General features: G+C 75.0%; 20 protein-coding genes. 18 read left to right on the top strand and 2 right to left on the bottom strand.

The annotated features are described in order from the left end of the window. Positions 1-10: 10 nt before the first annotated feature. A complete protein-coding gene (locus ACFVXG_RS25635; RefSeq protein ID WP_387930755.1) occupies positions 11-208 on the bottom strand; it encodes a hypothetical protein in 198 nt (65 codons plus the stop codon). 182 nt (positions 209-390) lie between these two features. On the opposite strand from ACFVXG_RS25635, the gene ACFVXG_RS25630 reads away from it, so the two are divergent. The 17 genes from ACFVXG_RS25630 (at position 391) to ACFVXG_RS25550 (ending at position 17,675) form a co-directional block, all read left to right on the top strand. After that, positions 391-858, top strand: a complete 468-nt coding sequence (locus ACFVXG_RS25630) for a carboxymuconolactone decarboxylase family protein (protein WP_387930754.1) — start codon at positions 391-393, stop codon at positions 856-858. Positions 859-1,047: 189 nt separating this feature from the next. Continuing rightward, the gene (locus ACFVXG_RS25625; RefSeq protein ID WP_387930753.1) at positions 1,048-1,692 is read left to right on the top strand and encodes a class I SAM-dependent methyltransferase; all 645 of its coding nucleotides are present in this window, start codon (positions 1,048-1,050) and stop codon (positions 1,690-1,692) included. After that, positions 1,689-2,282: a TrmH family RNA methyltransferase gene (locus ACFVXG_RS25620; RefSeq protein WP_387930752.1), complete on the top strand. Its 594-nt coding sequence runs from the start codon at positions 1,689-1,691 to the stop codon at positions 2,280-2,282. Before ACFVXG_RS25625 ends, ACFVXG_RS25620 begins: the two co-directional genes overlap by 4 nt. Positions 2,283-2,436: 154 nt before the next feature. Continuing rightward, positions 2,437-3,342 carry an ABC transporter ATP-binding protein gene (locus tag ACFVXG_RS25615; protein WP_387930751.1) on the top strand — a complete coding sequence of 302 codons (906 nt, stop codon included), beginning with the start codon at positions 2,437-2,439 and terminating at the stop codon, positions 3,340-3,342. After that, a complete protein-coding gene (locus ACFVXG_RS25610) occupies positions 3,336-4,952 on the top strand; it encodes an ABC transporter permease (RefSeq protein WP_387930750.1) in 1,617 nt (538 codons plus the stop codon). The genes ACFVXG_RS25615 and ACFVXG_RS25610 overlap by 7 nt, the downstream gene beginning before the upstream one ends. A gap of 189 nt (positions 4,953-5,141) precedes the next feature. Further along, positions 5,142-5,738 (top strand): hypothetical protein, encoded by a 597-nt coding sequence (locus ACFVXG_RS25605; protein WP_387930749.1) that lies wholly within the window; start codon positions 5,142-5,144, stop codon positions 5,736-5,738. A 105-nt stretch (positions 5,739-5,843) separates the two neighbouring features. After that, positions 5,844-6,776: a 3-oxoacyl-[acyl-carrier-protein] synthase III C-terminal domain-containing protein gene (locus tag ACFVXG_RS25600; RefSeq protein WP_387930748.1), complete on the top strand. Its 933-nt coding sequence runs from the start codon at positions 5,844-5,846 to the stop codon at positions 6,774-6,776. A 69-nt stretch (positions 6,777-6,845) separates the two neighbouring features. Next, a complete protein-coding gene (locus ACFVXG_RS25595) occupies positions 6,846-8,306 on the top strand; it encodes a hypothetical protein (protein ID WP_387930747.1) in 1,461 nt (486 codons plus the stop codon). A 2-nt stretch (positions 8,307-8,308) separates the two neighbouring features. Beyond that, a complete protein-coding gene (locus ACFVXG_RS25590) occupies positions 8,309-9,592 on the top strand; it encodes a type III PLP-dependent enzyme (RefSeq protein ID WP_387930746.1) in 1,284 nt (427 codons plus the stop codon). Positions 9,593-9,677: 85 nt separating this feature from the next. After that, positions 9,678-9,938: an acyl carrier protein gene (locus tag ACFVXG_RS25585; protein WP_387930745.1), complete on the top strand. Its 261-nt coding sequence runs from the start codon at positions 9,678-9,680 to the stop codon at positions 9,936-9,938. A gap of 2 nt (positions 9,939-9,940) precedes the next feature. After that, entirely contained in the window at positions 9,941-10,846 is a 906-nt protein-coding gene (locus tag ACFVXG_RS25580) for a hypothetical protein (protein ID WP_387930744.1), read from the top strand. Next, a complete protein-coding gene (locus tag ACFVXG_RS25575) occupies positions 10,843-11,721 on the top strand; it encodes a hypothetical protein (RefSeq protein WP_387930743.1) in 879 nt (292 codons plus the stop codon). Before ACFVXG_RS25580 ends, ACFVXG_RS25575 begins: the two co-directional genes overlap by 4 nt. Beyond that, positions 11,718-12,878: an acyl-CoA dehydrogenase family protein gene (locus tag ACFVXG_RS25570; protein ID WP_387930742.1), complete on the top strand. Its 1,161-nt coding sequence runs from the start codon at positions 11,718-11,720 to the stop codon at positions 12,876-12,878. The genes ACFVXG_RS25575 and ACFVXG_RS25570 overlap by 4 nt, the downstream gene beginning before the upstream one ends. Positions 12,879-13,078: 200 nt before the next feature. Next, positions 13,079-13,711: a 4'-phosphopantetheinyl transferase family protein gene (locus tag ACFVXG_RS25565; RefSeq protein ID WP_387930741.1), complete on the top strand. Its 633-nt coding sequence runs from the start codon at positions 13,079-13,081 to the stop codon at positions 13,709-13,711. Between the two features lie 161 nt (positions 13,712-13,872). After that, complete coding sequence (locus ACFVXG_RS25560) at positions 13,873-16,098, top strand: MMPL family transporter (protein WP_387930740.1); 2,226 nt, start codon at positions 13,873-13,875, stop codon at positions 16,096-16,098. 386 nt (positions 16,099-16,484) lie between these two features. Beyond that, a complete protein-coding gene (locus ACFVXG_RS25555) occupies positions 16,485-16,781 on the top strand; it encodes a helix-turn-helix transcriptional regulator (RefSeq protein ID WP_350508489.1) in 297 nt (98 codons plus the stop codon). Between the two features lie 135 nt (positions 16,782-16,916). Then, on the top strand, positions 16,917-17,675 hold the full coding sequence (locus ACFVXG_RS25550) for a BTAD domain-containing putative transcriptional regulator (RefSeq protein WP_387930739.1): 759 nt from the start codon (positions 16,917-16,919) through the stop codon (positions 17,673-17,675). Between the two features lie 48 nt (positions 17,676-17,723). On the opposite strand, the gene ACFVXG_RS25545 is transcribed toward ACFVXG_RS25550, so the two are convergent. After that, positions 17,724-24,956 carry an amino acid adenylation domain-containing protein gene (locus ACFVXG_RS25545; protein WP_387930738.1) on the bottom strand — a complete coding sequence of 2,411 codons (7,233 nt, stop codon included), beginning with the start codon at positions 24,954-24,956 and terminating at the stop codon, positions 17,724-17,726. A 245-nt stretch (positions 24,957-25,201) separates the two neighbouring features. On the opposite strand from ACFVXG_RS25545, the gene sbnA reads away from it, so the two are divergent. Next, the gene (sbnA, locus tag ACFVXG_RS25540) at positions 25,202-26,233 is read left to right on the top strand and encodes a 2,3-diaminopropionate biosynthesis protein SbnA (protein ID WP_387930737.1); all 1,032 of its coding nucleotides are present in this window, start codon (positions 25,202-25,204) and stop codon (positions 26,231-26,233) included. Positions 26,234-26,315 lie beyond the last annotated feature (82 nt).

Below are 26,315 nucleotides of genomic sequence, written 5' to 3'. Positions count from 1 at the left end.
GGCGCTGCCGCTACTCGCGGTACTCGTCCTCGTCGAGCTGGACGGTCCGGTTCTGCTCGGCGGCGTCCGCGAGGTCGGTGGCCGGGTCCCCGCCGAGGGCCCGGCGCTCGGCGACGTCGTCGTACTCGTCGCCGGCGGGTGCTTCGTCGTCGGGCTCTACGGTCTCGACGGCCTCGTCGATCAGGTAGTCCTCGTGATTCTGCGGCATGGCGTCCGTCCTCGCTGTTCGGAGGCTCTCACGGGTGGCGGTACTGGCAGTATCCGCCGCCGGGCGCGCGGACGCGATGTGCCGGGGCCGCTCCGGCGTGTTGACCGACCCACGATTGACCCACGAAGCAGGTACCTGAATGACCCATGGGACGGGTGCATTCTGCTCCTAGGGTCGTAGCCATGACGACGAACGACACCACCGCCGCCCCCGCTCGCCTCGACTACGCCCGCACCGTCCCCAAGGTGTTCCGCGCGATGATCGCCCTGGACGCGGCGGCCCGCGAGGGCCTGGACCCGGCGCTGGTCGAGCTGGTGCAGATGCGCACCTCGCAGCTGAACAACTGCGCGTACTGCCTGGACATGCACGCCAAGGACGCCCGCAAGGCCGGGGAGACCGACGAGCGGATCTACCTGCTGCCGGTCTGGCACGAGGCCCCGGCCGGGGTGTACAGCGAGCGCGAGCGGGCCGCCCTGGCGCTGGCCGAGGAGATCACCCGGATCGGCGCCGGGGTCTCGGACGCGGTGTACGCCCGGGCGGCCGAGCACTTCGCGGAGGCGGAGCTGGCGCAGCTGATCTCGGTCTGCTTCACCATCAACACCTGGAACCGGATCAACATCGCCACCCGCAAGACCCCGGGCACGCTCTAACCGCGCTCCGGCGGGGCCGGGGCGGGCCCCCGGCGGGCCCGGGGCGCCGGGCCGGGCGGAACGCGCCGCAGGCCACCGGGGGTACGATCGGTGCCGTACCCAGGGCCGACCCGCACCCACCCGGTGGCCCCGAGGCCCATCCGCACGACGGCCTGACGAACGACGGCCCTTACGAACGACGGGGAACCCATGTCCGGCTCGCACTACTTCTCCAGTGCACCCGAGGTCGCCAGCGAGCGCCGGCCGATCACGGTCTCGCTCCCGGACCTGACCCTCGAACTCACCACCGACGCAGGGGTGTTCTCGCACGGCCGGCTCGACCAGGGCACCCGGGTCCTGCTGGAGCACGCCCCGCAGCCGCGGGTGCGCGGCCCGATCCTGGACGTCGGCTGCGGCTACGGCCCGATCGCCCTGACCTGGGCGAGCCGGCGCAAGCGGCTGCCGGTGTGGGCGGTGGACGTCAACGAGCGGGCGCTGGACCTGGTCCGGCTGAACGCCGAGGCACTGCGGCTGGGCAACGTCCAGGCCGCGCTGCCGGACGACGTCCCCGAGGACCTCCGGTTCGCCACCATCTACTCGAACCCGCCGATCCGGATCGGCAAGGCCGAGCTGCGCGGGCTGTTGACGCACTGGCTCGGCCGGCTGACCCCGGACGGCTCGGCGTTCCTCGTGGTGCAGAAGCACCTGGGCTCGGACTCGCTGCAGAAGTGGCTCAACGACCAGGGCTACCCGACCTCCCGGGTCACGTCGGTCAACGGGTTCCGGATTCTGGAAGCGCGACCCCGCCCGGATGCGGGCGAGGACACCGAGAGTGGACGGGGAACGACGTCGTGAAGCAGCTGCGCGGGACCGAACTGAAGCGACTGCACCGCACGTGGCGGCGCAGCAACGAGTTCCGGCTCGCGATGATCCTGGAGAACCTGCAGTCGCCGTTCAACGTCGGCTCGGTGGTCCGCACCGGCGCGGCGATGGGCGCCGAGAAGCTGTACCTGACCGGGGACACCCCGTCGGTGCGCTCCTCCGGCGCGCAGAAGGCCGCGATGGGCACCGACAAGTACCTGAAGGTGGAGCACTTCCCGACCGTCGCCGAGGCGGTCGCGGCGGCGAAGGCCGACGGCTTCAAGGTGGTCGGGCTGGAGCTGGCGGACGACGCGGTGCCGATGTTCGCCGCCGAGCTGACCCCGGCGGTGGCCTTCGTGCTGGGGCACGAGGACCGCGGGATCACGCCCGAGGCGCTGGCGCTCTGCGACCAGGTGGTGTTCGTGCCGCAGCTGGGCCGGGTCGGCTCGCTGAACGTCTCGGCGGCCGCGACGGTGGCCTGCTACGAGGCGCGCCGCCAGGGGTACGCGATCAGCGGCACCCCGGACGGGAGCGACGCCGGGGGCGACTTCGGCGACCTCGGGGACCTCGGGGACGACGACTGACATCAGCCCCGCCACAGGGGATTGACGCCTGATCAGATGATCGGAGGGGTGTGCCGAAAGGCCCACCCCTCCGGCGTTTTCCGCCCCGGAACCCCCTCGGATATCTGCCGAACGGCAGATGTGCGGGCGCGGCCCGGGCGGAAGCATTCAGGGCGTGACCGAACTCCAGATCCTCGACCTCACCAAGGAGTACCGCGGCGGCAGACGCGCGGTCGACTCCTTCTCGCTGACGCTCAGGCCCGGCGTGCTCGGCCTGCTCGGCGCCAACGGCGCCGGCAAGTCGAGCCTGATGCGCATCCTGGCCACGGTCACCCGGCCCACCTCGGGGCGGGTGCTGTGGGAGGGGGTGGACATCACCCGCCGCCCCGGGCCGTTGCGCCGCGCCGTCGGCTACCTGCCGCAGGACTTCGGCGTCTACCCGCAGCTCACCGCCCGCGAGTTCCTCGCCTACCTGGCGGCCGCCAAGGGGCTGCGGCGGCGCTCCGCCGCGGCCCGGATCGAGCAGCTGCTCGACCTGGTCAACCTCACCGACGCGGCCGGGCAGCGGCTCGGGGCGATGTCCGGCGGGATGCGCCAACGGGTCGGCATCGCCCAGGCGCTGCTCAACGACCCGGCGCTGCTGATCGTCGACGAGCCCACGGTCGGGCTCGACCCGGAGGAGCGGCTGCGCTTCGGCAGCCTGCTGAGCGGGCTCGGCGCCGAGCGGATCGTCGTGCTGTCCACCCACATCGTCCCGGACGTCGCCGCCACCGCCAACCGGATCGCCGTGATGGGCGGCGGGCGGCTGCTGCGCGACGGCAGCCCCGAGGAGCTGCTGCGCGAGGCCGAGGGCTCGGTCTGGGAGCTGACGGTCGCCGCCGACCGACTCCCGGAGCTGCGCGCGCGGTTCCCGCTCGGAGGCACCACCCGCACCCCGCAGGGTGTCCGGGCCCGGGTGCTCGCCCGGCACGCGCCCGGGCCCGGGGCGCAGCCCGTACCGCCCCGGCTGGAGGACGCCTACCTGCTGCTCACCGCCGGCCGGGCGGTGCCCGGGCGGCCCGAGGCGGTGAGGGCGTGGTGACGCGCATCGGGGCGCTGGCCCTGGCCGACTTCCGGGAGCGCCGGCGACGGCCCGGCTACCTGGTGGTGCTGCTCGGCACGCTCGCGCTCGGGCTGCTGGCCGCGCCGGTGGGCGACTCCCGCTGGGAGGTGTTCCAGGTGACCGACCTGCACGGCCGCTACACCAGCGGCTACGTGGGGACGGTGACGGCGCTCGGCGGCGCGGTCTGGCTCTCGCTGGCGGGCTTCGGGATCGCCCGGGGCGCCATCGGGCGGGACGAGCAGAGCGGCGTCGGCCGGCTCCTCGCCGCCACCCCGCTGAGCCGGGCGGGGTACCTGGCGGGCAAGTTCGTCAGCAACCTGCTGCTGTTCGGCTCGATGCTGCTCGCGCTGGCCGGGACGGCGCTCGCGGTGCAACTGCTCAAGGGCGACTCGGGCCGGGTGGACGCGGTGCGGCTGCTGCTGCCGTACGTGCTGATCACGCTGCCGCTGCTGGCGGCGGTGGCCGGGTGCGCGGTGCTCTTCGACACCGTGCCCGGGCTGCGCGGCGGGCTCGGGGCGGCGGTCTGGTTCGCGGTCTGGCTGGTGCTGGTGCTGGGCGCGCAGGCCGGCGGCGGGCCGGACGTGCTGGGCATGCGGCGGATCACCGCCTCGATCAGGGAGGTGCTCGCGGCGGGCGGGCGGCCGGTCGCCGGGGTGGAGTTCGGCGTCGGCCTGACGGCGGACAACCGGGTGCTCGGCACCTTCGACTGGCCCGGGCTCGGGCCGGGCGAGGCGGGCGGACCAGCGGCCACGGGGGTGCTGCTGGTCTGCGCGGCGGTGGGGATCGCGCTGCTCGGGGCGCTCTGGTTCCGGCGCTTCGACGGGGATCCGGCCCGGCGGGGCACCGGGCGGGCGCGGCCGGGCAGGGCGGGCAGGGTGGGCAGGGTGGGCAGGCCTGGGAGGGAGGACGGCGGGACCGTCGGCCCAGGCCCCGGCGTCGCCGCCGGGCCGGCGGGCTTCGCCCTGGGGCCGGCCCGACCGGCCGCTCCCCGGCAGGGCCGCATCGGCTTCGACGCGCTGCTCGGGGAGCTGCGGATCCTGGTGCGGGGGCAGCGGCTCTGGTGGGCCGGGGCGGCCGTGCTCGCCGTCGCCGCGGCGGCCGTCGCACCGGACGGGCCGAGCCACGCGGTGCTGCCGTTCGCGATGCTCTGGCCGATGCTGCTCTGGTCCCGGATGGGCCACCGGGCCGAGGGCGGCAGCACCGAGCAACTGCTCGCCACCTGCCCGTCCCCGCTGCGCCGGGGGCTGGCCGGGCTGCTCGCCGGGATCGTCCCGGCGCTGGCGGTGGCGGTCGTACCCGCGCTGCGGCTGGCCGGTGCCGGGCAGTCCCGGGCTGCGGCGGGCGCGCTGGCGGGCGCCCTGCTGGTCCCCGCCCTGGCCCTGCTCTGCGGCAGCCTCACCCGGGGGCCCCGGCTGTTCCAGACCGTCTACCCGATGCTCTGGTACGGGATGGTCAACCACGTCTCCGGGCTGGACTTCCTGGGCGTCTCCGGGGAGCGCGCGCCCGCACCGGCGGCGGTCGCGGGGCTGGCCGCCGCCCTGGCCGCGGCCGCGCTCGCCCTGGACGCGATACGCCGGGCCGTACGGTGACGCCAGCGCGGTGACGTCGCGGGGCGGGACCGTACGGCATCCTGCGGCGGGCCGGGCGGAGGAGGCGCGGTTCCCCCACCGGGGGGAGCCGGTCCCTCCCCGGGGCGGAGGCCGCAGGCGGTGGTGGGCTGGGAGCTTGGAGGGGTCGGGCAGCAGCCCGAACTCCCTTGACGCATCGAAGGATCGACCATGCGCAAGCTCACCGCCGCCATCGCGCTCGCCACCGCCGTCACGGCCCTCGCCGCCGGAACGGCCGGCACCGCCGCCGCCGCGCCCGTCGCCGTACCCTCGGGCGCGGCCGTACCTGCCGCCGCGGCCGCGCCGACCGCCGTACCGGCCCGGCACCTCGCCCTGCACGGCTGGACGCTGCTCAACGAGCACGGCCCGGGCGCCAACCCCGGCGAGCGGCTCACCGCGCAGGTCAGCGCCCGTACCGTCGACGGCCGGGCCCGGGGGCACGCCGTGGTGCAGCACGTCTTCGAGAAGGACGGCACCATCCGGGCCGAGTTCGACGTCGACTGCCTGACCGTCGACGCGGACGGCGCCGTCACGGTGACCGGGCCGATCTCGCGGATGGTGCTCACCCCGCTCGGCGGCGAGCCGCAGCCCTTCCAGCCCGGGCAGCACCCCGAGGCCGGTCTGACCTTCTACCCGGCCGACGGACAGGGTGAGCGCCGGGTCGGCTGGCAACGGACCGACCCCACGAGGCACACCGAGGTCACCCGGTGCGGCACCGTCCCGGCCGGCCTCTGGGTCATCGGGGGCGGCACCGTCCTGCACCGGTAGCCAGGGCCTGCACAGGCAGCGGCGCGCCCGCACCGGCAGCGGCGGGGCGGCGACGGTCAGCCCGGCGTCAGCTGAGCGTCAGCGACGCGCGCGACCGTAGTGGGCATGACGTCGATCACGGCGGTCTCCAGCTGCCTTCCCGACACCATCCCGATCGCCCGCTTCCAACAGCAACTCCAGCTGACGGACGTCCAGTTGCGCCGCTACCAGCGCTTCTACGGGCTCGCCGAGGTGTGCCGCGACCCGGCAGCCACCGAGACCGAGCTGCTGCTGCGCGCCGCGACCAAGCTGGTCGAACTGCGCGGCCAGGAACAGCGCGTCAAATACGTCCTCCAGGCGCGCACCATGCCCTCGCCGCTGCCGTACCCGATGACCTCGCTCGGACCGCTCCAGGCCGAACTCGGCCTGGAGCACGCCGCGGCGTTCGTCGTCGCGCACCACGCCTGCGCCTCCGGCCTGCTCGCCCTGGACCTGGCCGGCACCCTGCTCGCCGCCGACCCGGACCCGACCGCGCTCGCCCTGGTCGTCGCCGGGGAGAAGGCCTGCACCACCCAGACCCAGTCCATCCCGGACGTCACCGTGATGGGCGAGGGGACGGTCGCGTTCCTGGTGAGCGCGGACCGCTCCGGCCCGGACCGGATGACCGGGTACGCGGCGCGCACCTACCCGCAGTTCGGCGACGAGTTCATCATGGGCGAGACCGCCGCCAAGGAGTTCCAGGACCTGTACGGGCCGGGCCTGTGCGAGGTGATCGGCGCGGCCCTGGCCGAAGCCGGGTGCGGGCTGGACGAGTTGGCACTGGTGCTGCCGCACAACGTCAACCGGCTGTCCTGGATCGGCGTCTGCAAGGAGCTCGGGCTGCCGCTGGAGAAGGTCTTCCTCGACCTCGTCGGCGAGACCGGCCACTGCTTCTGCGCCGACCCCTTCATCAACCTGCAGAAGGCCACCGAGCTGGGGCGGCTGCGCCCCGGCGACCGCTACCTGATGACCAGCGTGGGGCTCGGGGCGACCTTCGCCGCCATGGTCTTCGAGCACTGACGGCTCCCGTTCGGGCCGTACCCGGACCCTCAACCGACCGAGCGCACACGAGAAATGGACGAGGTCGACATGCACCTTCCCTCCGCCGGCTTCGGCGCGCGGCTCAAGCGCGCGGTCACCGGCTCCGCGGACACCCCGCTGGTGTTCCTGGGCAACTTCGAGGTGGAGAACCACTGGGCGCTGGGCGAACCCGCCCTGCCCCGGGTGGCCTCGCACGCGGGCAGCGCGGTGGTCAACCGGATGGACGAGTTCACCCTGCTGCTCGGCGGCAAGGGCGACCACGTCGTGCTCAAGACCGCACTGGACGTGGGCTACCGCGACTACCTGGAGGGCCTCGGCCTCGCCCTGCCCACCGTGCACGTGGTGGCCGGCCAGGACCCGCAGCGCACCGTCAGCGAGGACGCCCTCGCCGACCCGGCCCTGCTCGGCGCCCTGGCCGGCCTCACCGCCGAGGGCGCCCGGCTGACCGCCCACGGCATCTCCGCGGTCGAGGAGCAGCTGGCCGCCCGGACCGGCCTGGCCCTGGCCGCCCCCGCCGCCGCGGTGTGCAAGCGGGTCAACAGCAAGGTGTACAGCCGCCGCCTCTCCGACGAGCTGGGCATCCGGCAGGCCCGCGGCTGGGCCTGCGAGACCCTGGAGGAGCTGGCCGAGGCGGTGGCCGCGGCCGGTGAACTCCTCGACGCCGGGCGCAAGGTGGTGCTCAAGGACGCCTTCGGGGTGTCCGGCAAGGGCATCGTGGTGCTGGACAGCGCGGCCCGGCTGGGCCGGCTGCACCGGATGGCCGTCCAGCAGGCGGAGAAGGCCGCCCGGGCCGGGGGCGGGGCGCCGCGCACCGCGCTGGTGCTCGAGGAGTGGGTCGCCAAGCGCTGTGACCTCAACTACCAGTTCACCGTGGGCCGGGACGGCTCGGTGCACTTCGACTTCGTCAAGGAGCTGCTCACCGAGGGCGGCGTGCACAAGGGGCACCGGATCCCGGCCCGGCTCTCCGACCGGCAGGTCGAGGAGATCGCCGCGACCGCGCTGCGGCTCGGCGAGCGGCTCGCCGCGGACGGCTACTACGGCGTGGTCGGGGTGGACGCGATGGTCGACCCGGACGAGGGCCTGTACCCGGTGATCGAGATCAACGCCCGCAACAACATGTCCACCTACCAGAACGTGGTGCACGAGGGCGGCCTGGCCGGGCCGGAGGACGTCGCCGTCGCCCGCCACTACCCGCTGCGGCTGACCCGTCCGGTGCCCTTCGCCGAGCTGGCCGAGGTGCTGGACGGGCTGCTGCTGGCCGACCGGGGCCCGCGGCCGCGCGGCCTGTTCGTCAACAACTACGCCACCGTGAACGCCGCACACGGAGCGACCGCGCACGGAACGGCCGCGCACGGAACGGCCACGGCAGCGCACGGAACGGCCGCGGACGGCCCGGAGGGCTTCGAGGGCCGGCTGTACGGCGTGCTGGTCGGCGCCTCCGACGAGGAGATCGCGGCGATCGACACCGACATCACCCGCCGCCTCGCGGCCTTCCCGGAACGGAGCTGAGCGTGACCGTCGCATTCGAGGTGCAGGGCCTCGGGATCACCGAGCTGGCCGAGGAGTTCGGCACCCCGCTGTACCTGTACGACGGCGAGGAGATCACCACCCGCTTCCGGGGCCTGCGCGCGGCGCTGCACCCCGCGCTGGAGGTCTTCTACTCGCTGAAGGCCAACCCCAACATCTCGGTCTGCGCCCTGCTGCACAGCTGCGGCGCCCGCGCCGAGGTGTCCTCGCTGACCGAACTGGTCACCGCCCAGCGGGCCGGGGTGCCCCCGCAGGACATCATCTTCCTCGGCCCCGGCAAGAGCCGCGCCGAGGTGGCCGCCTGCCTGGACCAGTCCGTCCACGCGATCGTCTGCGAGTCGGTCGAGGAGCTGGGCCTGATCGACGAGCTGGCGGCCGAGCGCGGCGTCACCGCGCCGGTCGCGCTGCGGGTCAACCCGAGCTTCCAGGTGAAGGGTTCGGGCCTGACCATGGGCGGCAAGCCGCGCCAGTTCGGCACCGACGAGGAGCTGCTGCTGGCCGAGGGCAAGGGCCTGGCCGCACGCTACCCGCACCTGCGGCTGATGGGCGTCCAGGTCTACCTGGGCACCCGGATCCTGTCCGAGGAGTCGGTGGTGGAGAACACCCGGCGGATCCTCGACCTGGCCGAACGGCTGTCCACCGAGCTGGACTTCCCGCTGGAGACGGTGGACGTCGGCGGCGGCCTCGGCATCGCCTACTTCGACAACGAGAAGGACCTCGATGTCGCCGTGCTGGCGGCCGGGCTCAACCCGCTGATCGAGGCCTTCACCGAGCGGCACCCCGACACCCGGCTGATCATGGAGCTGGGCCGCTTCCTGGTCGCCGCTTCCGGCACCTACGTGACCAGGGTGCGCTACACCAAGACCTCGATGGGCGAGAACTTCGCGGTCACCGACGGCGGCACCAACCACCACATGGCGGCGGTCGGCATCGGCTCGTACGTCAAGCGCAACTTCCCGATGGCCGCACTGGAGCGGATGGACGAGCCGGCCACCGAGCCGTGGCACATCACCGGTCCGCTGTGCACGCCCAACGACGTGATCGGCAAGAAGGTCCCGATGCCGCCGCTGCGGCCCGGCGAGCTGATCGGCGTGCAGCGCTCCGGCGCGTACGGGCCGACGGCCTCGCCGGTGCACTTCCTGAGCCACGGCTACCCGGCCGAGGTGCTCGTCCTGGACGGCCGGGCCCACCTGGTCCGCGAGCGCGACGACGTGGGCGCGCTGCTGGCCGGCCAACGGCTGTACCGGCCGGTCGGGCAGGACGACTGATCCGCCGCCCACCGGCCACCACGCCCCACCTCACCCCACCCCCGGCCGTCGACCGACGGCCGGGACCCACAGCGAGGAGCACCCCATGAGCACCGCGACCGACCCCAAGTTCGTCGACGCCGTCCGCAAGGGCCTCTCGGAGGTCCTCAACAAGGACGTGTCCGGCGCCGACGAGAACGTCCGCCTCTTCGACGAGCTGGGCCTGGACTCCAGCAGCGCGCTCGAACTGCTCATCACCATCGAGGAGATCCTCGACGTGCAGTTCGACGCCGACGAGCTGGACATGACCCACTTCGAGACGGTCGGCTCGCTGGCCGGCTTCGTCGCCGGGGAAGCGGGCGCCTGAGCATGTTCCGCGCGACCGCAGCCGTCCGGCGCCCGCACCCGGCCGGTCCGGCGGCCCTGCCCCGGCTGGTCCGGGCGGCCGGGTACGCCCCGACGGGTCCGAGCACGCCGTACCTGCCGGGGGACGCGCGGGAGGAGTTCTACCAGGAGCTCGGGGCGCCGTACGGGGTGGACTTCGACCGCGCCCGGTTCGCCGCCGGCGGGCGGCGCACCTCGGTGGAGCTGGCGTACGGCGCGCTGGACGCGCTCGGCCCGCCGGCCGCCGGGGAGGCCCCCGAGCTGGCGGTGATCGCCTACGCCGCACCGGACTTCGAGCACACCGAGCTGGTCGCCTCCTGCGTCCGGCGGCGGCTGCCGGGCGGGCCGCTCGCCTTCGCGCTGTCCGACCAGGGCCGGCTGACACCGTTCAGCGCGCTCCGGGTGGCCGTGGAGTACGCCCGGCGGTGCGGCTGGTCGCGCCTGCTGCTGCTGGTCGTGGACCAGGGCACCCAGCCGTTCCCGCCGCCCGCCGGGCAGTCCCCGGCCGAGCTCCGCGGCGACGCGGCCGTGGCGCTGCTGCTGCACTGGGAGGGCGGCGACCGGCCGCTGGGCGGCCAGGCCCAGGGGCGGCCCGGGCCCGAGCTGTTCGACCACTGGCCGGCGGAGGCCGCCCTGGTGGCCGGCGCCGGTCTCGCCGACCTCACCGAACCGGTGCCACCCACAGGACTGTTGGCCGAAGGGGCGGCCGGCCGCCCGGCCACCGGCAGCTGGACCGCCCTGCTCGACGCCACCGCCCGCACCGGCGCCGGCACCCACGTCGCCACCGACGTCGACGTGAGCGGCCGGCCGGTCGTGGTCGCCGACTACGACCGGGAGCGCGACGCCCTGGCCTACTGCACGTTCCACACGGGGGAGCTGAGACAGAGATGACCGTTCCGGCCGAGGTACGGGAGCACTGGCGGGAGGCGAGAGCGAGCGCGCGCGGCGACGGCCTCGTCCCCGCGCTCACCCTGCTGTCCCGCGCGCTCTCCCCCGGCGCACCACCCCGCGGCCCGCGCGGCCACGCCGTGGTGCCGCGCGAACTCCTGGACGGGTACTGGGAGTCGGCGACCGGCGGCGAACAGCGCGGGCCGACCACCGAGGCCGGACCGCCCGACCCGACCCCCGAGGCCGGACCGCCCGACCCGACCCCCGGCCTGGCCGTCCTCCAGCCCGCCACCGCCCCGGCGGCCGCCCGCACCCACCCGGGAGCGGACCCGCACGCCTGGGGCACCGGCCTGGCCTGGCTGCGGCTCGGCGCCTCCGAACGGCTGCGCGAGGCCTGCACCGCCTACCTCGCCGCCCGCACCGTCGAGGGCACCTCGCTGCTGCTCCAGCAACTGGTCAAGGGCGCCCTCGCCGACGCCCTGATCGAGCAGTTGGAGATCGGCGGCGTGCTGGACGACCTGGCCGCCGACCACCACGAAGCCGACGGTGCAGACGCCGCCGACGGAGACGACGCAGCGGACGGAAGCCCGGACGGCGCGGACCCGCTCGCCCCCGTCCGCCCGCTGGACGCCCGCTCCCTCGCCCGACTCCAGGCGCAGATCACCGAGGTCGACCGGGCCCTGCTGCGGCTGCTCGGCGCGCACGGCTTCACCGCCGAGGGGCCCGGCCGGGACGCCCACGCCTCCGAGCTGCTCGCCGACGTCTACTGCGGCTGGCCCGGCCCGGCGGAGCCCGTCGCCCCTGAGGACGAGCACCTCCACGGCACGGCCCGCAGCCCCCACGGCACGGCCCGCGAAGCCGCCGGGGAGGCCCGGTGACCGCCCTGCCCGCCGCGCTCCGGACCGCGCACCGCCACATCCGCCACTGGGCCGACGACCTGCGGGCCGGCGCCCTGGAGCTGGACCGCGACCCGGAGGCCGTCCACCGCTACCTGGACCTGCCCGCCGTCCGCTTCCTGGCCGGCCACCTCACGCCCCCGGGCTGGGAGCGCGCGGGCACCGAGCCCGGCAGCGGCCCCGCGCACGGCCTGGCCACCCTGGAGCGGGCGGTGCTGTGCGAGGAGCTGGCCCGCGGCGACGCCGGGATGATGCTCGGCTCCCCCGGTGCCTCGATGACCGGGGTGCTGCTGGACGTGCTCGGCAGCCCGGCCCAGCGCGAGTGGGTCCACGGCCGGCTCGCCGAACGCCCGCGCTGGACCTGCTTCGCCCTGTCCGAACCGGACCGCGGCTCCGCCATCGGCGAGATGACCACCACGCTGACCCCGCTGGGCGACGGCTCGTACCGGCTGGACGGCGAGAAGCGCTACGTCGGCAACGGGGCCCGGGCCGACCTGGGCGCGGTCTTCGCCCGGGTCGCGGGCACCGAGCGGCTCGGCGTGCTGGCCGTCCTGGTGGACGCCGCCGACCCCGGCTACCGGGCCGAGCCGCTGCCCACCCTGGGCCTGCGCGGGGTGCAGCTCAGCCGGATCACCTTCGACCGGGTGCACGTTCCGGCCGAGCGGGTGCTGGGCACCCACCTGCCGCCGACCCGGCGCGGCATGTGGGGCATCGTCTCGGTCTTCAACCGGCTGCGGCCGACCGTCGCGGCGGTCGCCCTCGGCATCGCCCGGGCCGCGCACGACTACGTCGGCGAGAACCGCAAGGAGCTGTGCGGCGCGGAGCGGGACGCCTACCAGGAGCTGGGCCGACGGATCGACGCCGCCCGGCAGTTGACCTACCGGGCGGCGCTCGCGGTGGACCGCCGCCCCTCCGACGGCTACCTCGCATCGGCGGCGAAGGCGCGCGCCTGCCAGGTGGCCGAGGAGGTCACCCTGCGGGCACCCGGCTTCTTCGGCCCCGGCGCCCGGCTGGACCACCCCCTGCTGGACAAACTCGCCCGGGACGCCCGGGGCGTGGAGTTCATGGAGGGGACCAGGAACATCCAGAAGCTCAACCTCTTCCAGGGGCTGCACACCGGAAAGGTGGACCGGCTCTGAACAGAACCGGACCTGCTCCGCATGGGCCGGGACCGGCACCGATCCCGACGGGGGAAGCCGTCGGGATCTGGTGCATCCCGCTGTCCGGCGGGCCGCCCGCCGGGCGCCGTCCCGACCTCGCCGGACTGGAGCGCCTGCTCGACCCGGAGGAGCGGGCCCGCGCCCGCAGCGCCCAACTGCCCGGGCTGCGGCGCCGCTTCGTGATCGCGCACGCCGCCACCCGGATCCTGCTCGGCGAGCGGCTGGGCCGCCCACCGGAGCGGCTGCGCTTCACCCGCGGCCGCTGGGGCAAGCCGGCCGTCGCGGACGCGCCCGGCCTGCACTTCAGCCTGTCCCACTCGGGGGAGCTGGCGCTGCTCGCGGTGGCCCCGCGACCGGTCGGGGTGGACCTCGAACTGCTCGGTTCCGGGCGGGACGTCGAACGGCTGTCCCGGCGCTTCTTCCCCGGCCGGGAGCGGGAGTTGGTGGCCCGGGGCGGCCGTCCGGCGTTCGCCCGGCTGTGGACCAGGAAGGAGGCCTGTGTGAAGGCCTCCGGCGGGCGGCTCACCGAGGGCCTGGCGCTCCCGGTGGCCCACCCCGTGGGGCAGGCCACCGTGTACGCCCCCGCGCCGGGCGGGCTCGCCGGGCCGTGGCGGGTCGCCGACCTGCCGTTCCTGCTGCCACAGCCACTGCCCCGGGAGCGGCAGCAGGAACGGCAGCAGGAGTGGGAGGAGGAGTACGCCGGGTCCGTCGCGCTGCTCGGCGACGGGCCCTTCGACGTCCGGTGGGGCGTGTGGTATCCAGGAGCACCCGCGGGATCCGGCCCGAAACCGCCCCGACAGGGTGTCAAGTAGAAGAAACTCCCCCTCGAATCGGCGTAGTTGTACCCGTGGTCGCGGGTCGGATCGTCACTAGATTTCCTCGGTAGGACGCACAACCGCGCCGCACCGTACGGACCGGGCCCCGGCCCGTACCGGGGGTCGGGCCGGTCGATCCCACCGAGGAGGAGGGGAACGTGATCGTGGAAGGCAGGAACGTGATCACCAGGGCGGCTCGGTGGAGCGCGGTCCACCCCTGGTGGGCGATCGCGCTCTGGGTGGCGTTCGTGGTCGGCGCGCTGGTGGTCGGCGGCCTCACCGGCACCCGGCAGGCGACCAACTCCGACCTCTCCATCGGCCAGTCCGGCCGGGCCGCCTCGATCGCCCGCGCCGGCGGCCTCCAGGAGCGCGCCGTGGAGAACCTCCTGGTCAGCTCCTGGAGCGGCGGGGCACTCGATCCGGTCCGGGCCCAGTCCGCCGTGGACGACGCCACCCAGGGCCTGCGCGGCCTCACCGGGATCGCCTCGATCGGCCGGCCGCAGCCGGCCCCGGACGGCGCCGCCCTGCTCGTCCCGGTCACCCTCGCCGGGGACCCGGAGACCGCGGCCGCCCGGGTGCAGCCGCTGCTCGACAGCGTCGCCCGGTCCCGGCAGGGGCACAGCGACGTGCGGATGGAGCTGGTCGGCGCCGGCTCGATCAAGGCCGGGCTGGACGACATGCTGAGCAAGGACCTCGGCAAGGCGACCGTGCTCAGCCTGCCGGTCACCCTGCTGGTGATGGTCTTCGTCTTCGGCGCGATCGTCGCCGCGAGCGTCCCGGTGGTGCTGGGGCTGTCCGCGGTGCTCGCCGGGCTCGGGCTGTGGGGCGTCGCCTCCCAGGTCGTGCCCGACCCGGGGCCGGTGACCCAGTTCATCGTCCTGATGGGCATGGCGATCGGCGTCGACTACTCGCTGTTCTACCTCAAACGCCAGCGCGAGGAACGGGCGTTGGGGGCCAACAACATCGACGCGATCGAGATCGCGGCGGCCACCTCCGGGCACTCGGTGCTGGTCTCCGGCGTGGTGGTGCTGGTCTCGACGGGCGCGCTCTACCTCGCCGGGCACATCGCCTTCGAGTCGATGGCCACCGGCGCGGTGATCGTGGTCTCGATCGCCATCATCTCCTCGCTGACCGTACTGCCGGCCATGCTGTCCCGGTTCGGCCGCTACCTGGACGCGCCCCGGGTGCCGCTGGTGTGGCGGCTCACCCAGAAGGGCGGGGTCAAGCCGCGGCTCTGGTCGACCATGCTCAGGCCCTCGCTGCGCCACCCGGTGATCGCCCTGGTGGCCTCGGTCGCGGCGCTGCTGGTCCTCGCGCTGCCCGCGCTCGGGCTCAAGCTCAAGGCCACCGGGATCGACGACCTGCCCCGGTCCATCCCGGCGATGCAGTCCTACGAGCGGCTGACCCACTCCTTCCCGAGCCAGTCCGACACCCACACCGTGGCGGCCAAGGTCCCGCCCGGCCACAGCGCCGAACTCAGCGCCGCCGTGCACGAACTGGTCCGGCGCACGCTCAAGGACGAGCTCTTCGTCCACGAGCCGGCGCCGGTGGTGCGGACCTCGGCGGACGGCACGGTCGCCACCGTGGCGATCGGCACCCAGTTCGACAGCGGCTCGGCGCAGGCCCGCGCCTCGCTGGCCCGACTGCGCGAGGACCTCGCCCCGCAGACCCTCGGCACGGTCGAGGGCGCCCAGTTCGCGGTCGGCGGCAGCGACGTGGCGTACGACGTGGACTACCGGGCGAACGTGATGGACAAGATGCCCTGGGTGCTCGGGGTGGCGCTGGCGCTGACCTTCCTGGTGATGGCGTTCGCGTTCCGCTCGATCATCCTCGCGCTGATCACCGTGGCGCTGAACCTGCTCTCCACGGCGGCCTCCTTCGGCGTGCTCGCGCTGATCTTCCAGCACACCTGGGCCGAGGACCTGCTGCACTTCGAGTCCACCGGCCGGGTGGTGGCCTGGATGCCGCTGATGCTGTTCGTGATCCTGCTCGGGCTCTCGATGGACTACCACGTCTTCGTGGTCAGCCGGATCCGGGAGGCGGCCCGCGGCGGGCTGTCGCTGCGGGAGGCGGTGGAGCAGGGCATCACCCGCACGGCCGGGGTGGTCACCAGCGCGGCGGCGGTGATGGTCTGCGTGTTCGCGCTGCTGGCCTCGCTGAACTACATCGAGATGAAGCAACTGGGCGTGGGGATGGCCTGCGCGGTGCTGCTGGACGCGACGGTGATCCGGATCGTGGTCCTGCCGGCGATGATCACCCTGCTCGGCTGGAAGACCTGGTGGCCCTCCCGGCTGGCCCGGCAGTCGGTCGCCAGGACCCCGCGGATGCCCGCGATCGTGGCCGCCGCGGCCGCCTCGGCAGCGGCCCGCACGACGCTTCCGTAACCCCGCCCGACGGCGGCCCGTCCGGCGCCCGCACCGCGTCTCCCGACGGCGGCCCGCCCGAGGTGCCCCACCGCCGCCCCCCACGGCCCCCGACGGCCCGTACGGCCCTCCGCAACGCCTCCGACGACCCGTTCGCCGCTCCGGCGACGACCGCCACCACCGGCCCCACGGCCGGGGCCGGGCCCGCGCCCGCCCCGGCCGTTTGGTGCGTGTACAGCGCCACCGACCAAGCTCTGTAAGGGGTTTGACGCCAGCCTGCCAGCGGTGGTTTGTTACGGGAGTTGTAGAATCGCTAACGCGTTCGGCGGCGTGCCGGCGCCCTCCCCGACGGGAGGGCCGGCCACCGGCGGCGGGGCGCGCCACGGAAGCGGGGGCGGGTGTCGGTGGTGGGTCAGCACAGTGACGGCGGCCTCACCTCGGCGCGCTGGCACGACGAACTCGCCCGGGTGCGGAACCTGTCGGGACGGGAGCGGCAGGTCTTCGACCTGATCGGGGCGGGGCACTCCAACCGCGGGATCGCCGACCGGCTGCACGTCACCGAACGCACGGTGAAGGCCCATGTGGCCAGCATCCTGGCGAAGTTGGGGGTCGAGTCCCGGCTGCAGGCCGGCCTGGTGGCCCAAGTCCACCAACTCATGTACGAAGGTACATGGCCGGACCGGCCACCGGTGTCCGATACTTGACCGGCGCGAATGATACCCGGGCTTCTCCCCCTTTTCAGTCCCCTTCAAACAAGCCGACCACTTCGAACGGTGGCGCCTAGAGGACTCAACGGACAAGCTTGTGGCTGGAGTTCACCGCTAGGGACGGGGAATTTGGTGCACATCTCCATACTGGGTCCACTACTGATCGGCGACGGTCAACGCACGGTGGGGTTACGGGCGAAGAAGAACCGCGTCATGCTCACCATGCTCGCTCTGAACGCCGGTCAGGTGGTCGCCTTCGACGAACTGATCGACGAACTGTGGGGGGAGGCGCCGTTGAAGAACGCGCGCAACGCCCTACAGGCCAACGTCAAGCGCATGCGGAAGTCACTGGCCGAACTCGGCCTGGAAAGGCCGGACCAGGAACTCATCCGGACCGTCGACAACGGCTACATGCTGACGGCCCCGGAGGAGGCGGTCGACGCGTACCGCTTCCTGAGAACGGCGGAGAAGGGCGCGGGGCTGGTCGAGCACCGGCCGTACGAAGCGATGGACACCCTCCGGTCGGCACTCGCGATGTGGCGCGGACCGGCCCTGCTGGACACCAGTGACGGGCCCTGGTGCCGGGCCGTGGCACTGCGGCTGGACGAACAGCGCAAGACCGCCCGCGAGGACCTGATCGCGGCGCAGCTGCAGGCGGGCGAGGCGGGCACGGTGGTCGCCGAACTCAAGCAGCTGCTCGCCCAGTACCCCGAACGGGAGCGGTTCAGCGAGCAGTTGATGATCGCGCTGTACCGCTGCGGCCGCCAGTCGGAGGCGGTGGACATCTTCCACCGCACCCGCAGGTGGCTGGACGAGGAGCTGGGGCTCAAGCCGAGCCGCCGGCTCCACCACCTGTACCAGGCGATCCTGATGCAGGACCCGTCGCTGTGACCCCGGGGTGAGGGCAGCTCACCCCGAGGTCACGGAGGCTGACGGAGGTCAACGGAGGCGGCGCAGGGCGGCATCGGTGAGCACACCGATCCGCCCGGCCGCCTCCTTGCCCAGCATCTCCTCGTGGTCGCACGGCACCCGGTGCACCGTGAGCGGGCCGCCGAGGTACGGCTTCCAGCGGTCGACGGCCACGGCGGCGTCGGCCACGGCCTCCGCACCGGCGCCGTCCTCGCCGCCCTCGGCGTCCGTGGCGCCCGCAGCGCCCGTGGCGACGAACAGCAGCAGCGGTCCGTCGAACCGCCCCGGGGTGAACTCCCGGGCGATGTCGGTGTGGTGGCGCATCACGACCATCAGCCGGTCCAGCTCCGCCTCCTCGATGCCCGTGCCGGCGGCGTGGTGGGCCAGGAAGGCGGCGCGGATCTCCTCGTCGGTCGGGTTCGGGTCGCCTGGGTGCACCGGCTGCACGTCCAGCGCCGCCAGGAAGGCCACCGGCTCGCCCGCCGCGCGCAGTTGCACGGCGAGCTCGTGCGCGACCAGCCCGCCGAAGGACCAGCCCAGCAGGTGGTACGGGCCGTGCGGCTGCACCGCCCGGATCCTGGCCAGGTACTCGGTGGCCAACTCCCGTACGCCGACGGGCTTGCGCCACTGTCCGGCGGGCGCCGCGATGCCCTCGGACTGCAGCGCGTGGACCGGCCGGTCCGGGTCCAGGTGCGCCGCCAGCTCGGCGTACGGCAGGCCGAAGCCGACCCCGCCGTGCACGCAGAACAGCGGCTCGGCGCCGCCGCCGGGCCGGATCGCCAGCACCGGCTCCAGCAGCGCCGCCGGGAGCCGCCCGATCCCGGCCCCGCCTCCGACCGGCCCGGGCCCGGCGGGCCGGGCGACGGCGGCCAGCGCGGCCACCGTCTTGTGGGTGAACACATCGGCCAACGATAGGGTCAGCCCGGCCTTGGCGGCCCGGCCGACGATCTGCACCGAGCGCAGGCTGTCACCGCCGAGCGCGAAGAAGTCCCCGTCCGCGTCGACCCGTTCGAGCCCGAGCACCTCCCCGAAGACGGCCGCCACGGCCTGCTCGGCGGGCGTGCTCGGTGGGCGCCCCGAAGGCGCCGCGTCCGGCACCGCCCCCGGCTCCGGCAGCGCGCCGACGTCCAGCTTGCCGTTGGCGGTCAGCGGCAGCGCGGGCAGCGTCACCAGGGCGGCCGGCACCATGTGCGCGGGCAGCGACTCGCCGAGGAAGGCACGCAGCACCGGCCCGTCCACGGCGGCCACCCCGGGCAGCGGCACCACGTAGCCGACCAGCTGCGGGACCCCGGTCCGGGTCGGGCGGACCCGCACCGCCGCCTGCACCACCACCGGGTGCCGGGCCAGCGCGGCCTCGATCTCGCCGAGCTCGATCCGGAAGCCGCGCAGCTTGACCTGGTGGTCCGCCCGGCCGACGTGCTCCAGGGTGCCGTCGGCCCGTCGGCGGACCAGGTCCCCGGTGCGGTACATCCGGGTGCCGGGCGGGCCGTACGGGTCCGCGACGAAGCGCTCGGCGGTGGTCACCGGGCGGCCCGGGTAGCCCCGGGCCAGGCCGGCCCCGGCGAGGTACAGCTCGCCGGTGACGCCGACCGGCGAGGGGCTCAGCGCCGCGTCCAGCACGTACGCCCGGTGACCGCCCAGCGGGCGGCCGATCGGTGGGCGGCCGTCGCCGGGGCGCAGCCGTCCGCTCCAGGTGGCGCAGACCGAGGCCTCGGTCGGGCCGTAGGCGTTGCGCAGGTCGAGCCGCCCGGCGAGCCGGTCGACCAGGGCGGGCGGGCAGGCCTCGCCGCCGACCGCGAGCAGCAGTCCGGCGGGCAGCGGTGCGTCGTCCGGCAGGCCGGCCGCGACGGTCGGCGGCAGGATCGCGTGGTCGACCCGGTGCTCGGCCAACAGCGCGGCCAGCTGCTCCCCGGAGAGCCGGCTCTCGTCGGTGGCGAACACCAGGGTGCCGCCGGTGCACAGCGAGGCGCCCAGCTCCCACACCGTGGCGTCGAAGCTGAACGAGGCGAACTGCAGCACCCGGCGGCCGGGCCCGAGCAGCCCATGCAGCTCGGCGACCAGGTTGACCGCCCCGGCGTGCGGCACCGCGACGCCCTTGGGGCGGCCGGTGGAGCCCGAGGTGTAGATCAGGTACGCGGTGTCCTGCGGGGTGAGCGGCCGGGTGCGGTCGGCGTCGCCGGGGTCGGTGTCCGGGCTCCCGGCCAGTTCGGCCAGCGTCCCGGGGGCGTCCAGCAGGAGCGGGGTGACGCCCTCGGGCAGAGTGACGCCCTCGGCGGCCAGCACCTGGACGGGCGCCGCGTCGCCGAGCATGTGGGCGATCCGCTCGGCCGGGTACTGCGGGTCCACCGGGAGGTAGGCGGCGCCGGTCTTGAGCACCGCCAGCAGGGCCACGACCAGCTGCGGGGAGCGCGGCAGGGCGAGCGCCACCACGTCGCCGGGGCCGATCCGGCGGGCCAGCAGCAGGTGGGCCAGCCGGTTGGCCCGGGCGTTCAGCCCGCGGTGGTCCAGGCGCAGGGTGTCCGGCCCGGCCGGGACGGCGTCGGGGGCGATCAGCGCCGGGCGGTCCGGGTGCCGGGCGGCGGCGTGCTCCAGCAGCGCGGGCAGGGTGCCGGCACCCGGCACCACCGGCGGGGCCGGCGGGGTGTCCCCCTGCGCGAGCAGGGCGTGCCGCTCCTCGGCGGTGAGCAGCTCCAGGGCGCTGAGCGGGGCGTCCGGGGTGCGGGCGGCGGAGTCGAGCAGGGTGGCCAGCGAGCGGACCAGGCGGTCGGCGGTGTCGGCGGTGAAGAGGTCCTCGCGGTACTCCAGCAGGAGGTCCAGCCCGGCCGGGGCACCGTCCGGGGCGGTGTGCTCGCGGACCTGGAAGGACAGGTCGAACTTGGCGGTGGTGGTGTCGATCGGCAGCACCTCGGCGGTCAGCCCGGGCATCGGCGGCAGCGGCGCCCCGGGGCCGCCGGGGGCGGAGCCCTCGACGGTGCCGGCGCTCTCGAAGGCCAGCACCACCTGGAAGAGCGGCTGGCGGCCCATCGAACGGACCGGGTTGAGCTCCTCGACCAGGTGCTCGAAGGGCAGTTCGGCGTGGGCGAAGGCGGTCAGGTCGGTCTCCCGGACCCGCCCGAGCAGCGCCCGGAAGGCCGGGTCACCGGAGGTGTCGGTGCGCAGCACCAGGGTGTTGACGAAGAAGCCGACCAGCTCCCGGACGGCCTCCTCGCTGCGCCCGGCCACCGGGCTGCCGAGCGGGATGTCGGTGCCGGCGCCGAGCCGGGTGAGCAGGGCGGCCAGCCCCGCCTGGACGGCCATGAAGGTGCTGGCGCCGCCGGACCGGGCGAGCTCGGTGAGCCGGGCGTGCGCGGCGGCGGGCAGCGCGCAGCGGACCTCGCCGCCGCGGTGGCCGGCCCGGGCCGGTCGCGGGAAGTCCGCGGGCAGCTCCAGCTCCTCCGGGATGCCCGCCAACTCCTTCCGCCAGTGGGCGAGTTCGGCGTGCGCCAGGCTGTCCGGGTCGTCCTTGGCGCCGAGCAGGGCGCGCTGCCACAGCGCGTGGTCGGCGTACTGCACCGGCAGCGGCGGACGGTCCGGCGCCCGGCCCTCGGACCGGGCCCGGTAGGCGTCGGCGAGGTCGCGCACCAGCGGGCCGAGCGACCAGCCGTCGGCGGCGATGTGGTGCACGGTCAGCAGCAGCGCGTGGTCCGCCGGGCCGAGGACGAACAGCCGCGCCCGCAGCGGCACATGGGCGGACAGCAGGAAGGGCCGGGCCGCCTCGGCGGCCAGCGCGGCGGGCAGCCCGTCCGGGTCCGTCTCCACCGACTCCAGCCCGCCGCCCGCCGGTTCGGCCTCGGCGGTGGTCAGCACCAGCTGTGAGGGCCGCCCGTCCGCCTCCGCGAAGACGGTGCGCAGGCTCTCGTGCCGCTCCAGCACGTCCCGGACGGCGGCGGCCAGCGCGGCCCGGTCCAGCGGGCCGGTCAGCCGGACGGCCAGCGGGATGTTGTAGGCGCCGGTCGGGCCGTCCATCCGGTCCAGGAACCAGAGCCGCTCCTGGGCGAAGGACAGCGGCACGGTGGCGGGCCGCCCGGCGGCGCCCAGCACCGGCCGGGCGGAGGCCGCACCCGCCGCACCCGCCGCCGCGGGCTCCTCGGCGGCGGCCAGGGCGCGGGCCAGGCCCTCGGCCGTCCGGGCGTCGAACAGCGCCCGCAGCGGGACGTCCGCCCCGAGCGCGGCGCGCAGCCGGTTGACCACCCGGGTCGCGGAGAGCGAGTGGCCGCCGAGCGCGAAGAAGTCGTCGTCCGCGCCGACCCGCTCCAGCCCGAGGGCCTCGGCGAACACCGCGCAGAGCAACTCCTCGCGCTCCCCCGCCGGCGGGCGCCCGCCGCCCGCGCGCTCCTCCGGCGGGGCGGGCAGGGCCTTGCGGTCGACCTTGCCGTTGGGGGTCAGCGGCAGCTCGTCCAGGGCGACGTACCCGGCCGGCAGCATGTGCGCGGGCAGCACCGCCGCCGCCCGCTCGCGCAGCCCGTCGCAGTCGACCCCGGCCGGCACCACGTAGGCGACCAGCCGGGCGTCCCCCGCCCGGTCGGTGCGGGCCGTGACGACGGCCCGCCGCACCCCGGGCTGGGCGGCCAGCACCGACTCGATCTCGCCCAGCTCGATCCGGTGGCCGCGGACCTTCACCTGGAAGTCGCTGCGCCCGGCGTACTCCAGCGCCCGGCCGGCGGCGTCCCAGCGGACGATGTCGCCGGTGCGGTACATCCGGGTGCCGGGCGCGCCGTACGGGTCGGCGGTGAAGCGTTCGGCGGTCAGGCCGGGGCGGCCCAGGTAGCCGCGGGCGAGGCCGGCGCCGGCCAGGTAGAGCTCCCCGAAGGTGCCGTCCGGGACGGGCCGCAGCGCGCCGTCCAGCACGTAGGCCCGGGTGTTGGCGATCGGGGTGCCGATCGGCGGCGGTCCGGACGGGTCCGCGGTCAGGGCGGCGGCCGTGGACCAGACGGTGGTCTCGGTCGGCCCGTAGACGTTGGTCACCGAGGCGCAGTGCGCGGTGAGGACGCGGGCCAGCGGCTCGGGCAGCGCCTCGCCGCCGACCAGGGCGCGCAGCCCGGCCAGGCGCGGGGCGTGCTCGGCGGCGAGCGACTGCCACAGGCTCGGGGTGGCCTGGAGGACGGTGGCGCCGAGGCCGGTGACCGCCTCGGCCAGGGCGGCCGGGTCGCGGACGGTCTCCCGGTCGGCGAGCAGGAGTTCGGCGCCGGTGGCGAGCGGGACGAACAGCTCCAGGTTGGCGATGTCGAAGCCGAAGGTGGTGACGGCGAGCAGCCGGTCGGCCGGGGTGACGGCGCAGCGCGCGGCCATGTCCCGGACCAGGTTGACCAGCGCGGCGTGCGGCACCACGACGCCCTTGGGGCGGCCGGTGGAGCCCGAGGTGTAGATGACGTACGCGGGGTGGTCGCCGTCCGGCTCCCGCGGCGTGGCGCACCCGGCCGCTACGGCGGGAACGCCGTCCGGGTCGTCCAGGACCCACAACGCGCCGCCCCCGGGCAGCAGTTCGCGCACCCGGCGGTGGGTGAGGGTGACCACCGGGGCGGCGTCGGCGAGCATGTAGTGCAGCCGCTCCACCGGGTAGTCCGGGTCCAGCGGCAGGTAGGCGGCGCCGGTCCGGAGGACCGCCAGGGCGGCCACCACGAGGTCCACCGAGCGGTCCAGGGCGATCGCCACCACCCGCTCCGGACCCGCCCCGGCGGCGCTCAGCCGAACGGCCAACTCCTCGGCCCGCTGGTGCAGTTCGCGGTAGCTCAGGCGCTGCCCGGCGCACCGCAGGGCGGGCGCGTCCGGGGTGCGGGCGGCCTGCTCGGCCAGCAGCGGGGCGAGCCAGCGGCCGGGCGGCTCGGTCGCGGTGGCGTTGCGCCGCTCGACGATCCGGTCCCGCTCGACCCCGTCCAGCACGTCCAGGCGGCCGCAGGGCCGGTCGGGCGCGGCCACCGCGGCGGCCAGCAGCCGGGCGAAGCGCCGCCCGATCAGCTCGGCCTCGGCGGCGTCGACCAGGGTGGGCAGGTGGTTCACGGCGAGGCCGAAGGGCGTGCCGGGGAAGACGGTGAGGGTGACCGGGAAGTCGGTGGCCGAGCGGATGTCGACGCCGGTCACCCGGGGGCCGTCGCCCTGGTCCAGCCGCAGGCTGCCCATCGGGTAGTTCTGGAACATCAGTGCGGTGTCGAAGAGTTCACCGCGGACGGCGGTGAGCTGCTGCACCTCGGCCAGCGTCAGGTGCTCGTGCGGCAGCAGCTCGGTCTGGCCGTGCTGGACGGCGGCGAACAGCTCGGCCGGGGTGCGCGCCGGGTCGACGTCCACCCGGACCGGCAGGGTGTTGGCGAACAGCCCCACCATCCGCTCGACGTCCGGGAGACCGGCCGGGCGGCCGGAGCTGACCGCGCCGAACACCACGGTGTCCTGGCCGGTCAGCCGGGACAGCAGCAGCGCCCAGCAGCCCTGCACCACCGCGTTGACGGTCAGGCCGCGCGAGCGGGCGAAGCCGGTCAGCGCCTCCGCCACGGCGGGGTCGAGGTCCAGCGGGACGGACCGCGGCAGCGCGTCCGCCCCCTCGCCCCGGGTCCGGCCGGCCGGCACCAGCCGGGTCGGCTCGGTGACCCCGGCCAGCGCCGCGCTCCAGGCGGTACGGGCGGCGGCCCGGTCCTGGGCGCCGAGCCAGGCCAGGTGGGCGGGGTAGCGGGCGGCGGGCTCCAGGGCAGCAGGGTCCAGGGCAGCGCCCGACTCACCGCCCGCCCGGGCCGGGCCGGCCAGTTCGGCCAGTTCGCCGAGCAGGGTGACCATCGACCAGCCGTCCAGCAGGATGTGGTGGACGGTCCACAGCAGCCGGCACCGCCCGTCCCCGGCCCGGGCCAGGGTGAGCCGGTGCAGCGGCGGCCGGGCCAGGTCGAAGCGGCGCAGCCGGTCCTCCTCGGCCAGCCGCTCGAACCCGGCGTCCGCCTCCGCCCCGGCGCCCGGCACCGCGACCTCCCGCCAGGGCAGCGCGACCGCGGTCGGGACCACCTGGATCGCCTCGCCGTTCTTGCGCGTCCGGAAGCAGGCCTTGAGGTTCGGGTGCCGCTCCAGCAGCGCGCCCGCCGCGGTGCGCAGCGCCCCCGCCCCGGCGTCGGTCAGCTCCTCGAAGTCGAGCACCAGCTGAATGGTGTAGACGTCCGTCCCCGCGCGGTCGTACTCCGAGAGAAAGAGCAGTCCCTGTTGCAGCGGCGAGAGCGGAAGGACTTCACTGATGGCGGACGGCCGATTCAAACCGGGCTCCTCACGGAAGGCCCGCACAAGTGCGGTGCGAGTGCGGTGCACGTACGGAATAACAAACGTTTTCCGATCGCGCTGACGGGCAACTGACCGGCAACTGACGGACGGCTGACGGACCCCGCCGAGCTGCGCCGATGCCCTGACCGGCGGGGGCCGTCAGCAATCCGTCAGCACTGCGTCAGCGCGCGGCGGGAGGCTGGCCGCCGAGGCTAATTCGTCACCGAAGGCCAGGAGTCTCCGTGCCGGTCATTTCCGCGTCGCACGAATTCGAGGTCAGCGACCTCTTCGTGAATCTTCAGCCGATCTTCGGGCACCGCCTCTTCGTGAAAGTGGAGGGATTCAACTTCGCCGGTTCCATCAAGCTGAAGGCGGCCAGGGAAATGGTCGCCCGGGCCGAGGCGGCCGGCCTGCTGGGGCCCGGCTCGACGCTGGTGGAGTCCTCGTCCGGGAACATGGGCGTGGCGCTGAGCGTGCTCGCCGCGGCGCGCGGCTACGGGTTCGTCTGCGTCACCGACTCCCGCTGCAACGAGGCCACCCGGCAGATCATGGAGTCCTACGGCACCGAGGTGCACGTGATCACCGAGCCGCACCCGACCGAGGGCTTCCTCGGCGCGCGGATCCGGCACGTCCGGGCGCTGCTGGCCGAGGACGAACGGCGGGTCTGGCTCAACCAGTACCTCAGCCCGGGCAACTGGATGGCCCACTACCGCACCACCGCGCCCGCCATCGCCCGCCAGTTCCCGGACCTGACCGTGCTGTTCGTCGGCGCGGGCACCACCGGCACCCTGATGGGCTGCGCCCGGTACTTCCGGGAGCGGCGGCCCTCCGTGCGGGTGGTCCCGGTGGACAGCGTCGGCTCGGTCACCTTCGGCGCCCCGCCGGCCACCCGGCACATCCCCGGCCTGGGCACCAGCGTGCGCCCGCCGCTGCTGGACGACTCGCTGGTGGAGCACCCGGTCCACGTCGAGGAGCGCGACACCGTGCGCACCTGCCGGGAACTGATGCGCGGCGGCTTCCTGTTCGGCGGCTCCACCGGTACCGCGGTGAGCGGGGCGCTGCGCTGGCTGGACGAGCACCACGGGGACGGCGCGGGCGGCGTGCGCGAGCGGGTGACGGCCGTGACCATCGCGCCGGACCTCGGCGAGCGCTACCTGGACACCGTCTACCACGACGAGTGGGTGGCCCGCTCGATCGGGCCGGAGGGCCTGCTGCCGGGCGTCGACCGCACGGGGCTCGGCGTCGGCGCCGGGCTGCACGCGGTGACCGGCTGAGCCGGGTCCGGGGTTCCGAAGGACCCCGGGGAGTCCGGAGAGTTACGGCGCGTTCCGAGGCTTCCCGGGATTCCGGGAATTC

It is taken from the genome of Kitasatospora sp. NPDC058162 (assembly GCF_042884005.1).
Lineage (GTDB): Bacteria > Actinomycetota > Actinomycetes > Streptomycetales > Streptomycetaceae > Kitasatospora.
Note: the sequence above shows the minus strand (reverse complement) of the source record. Positions and strands in the feature narration are given on the sequence as shown.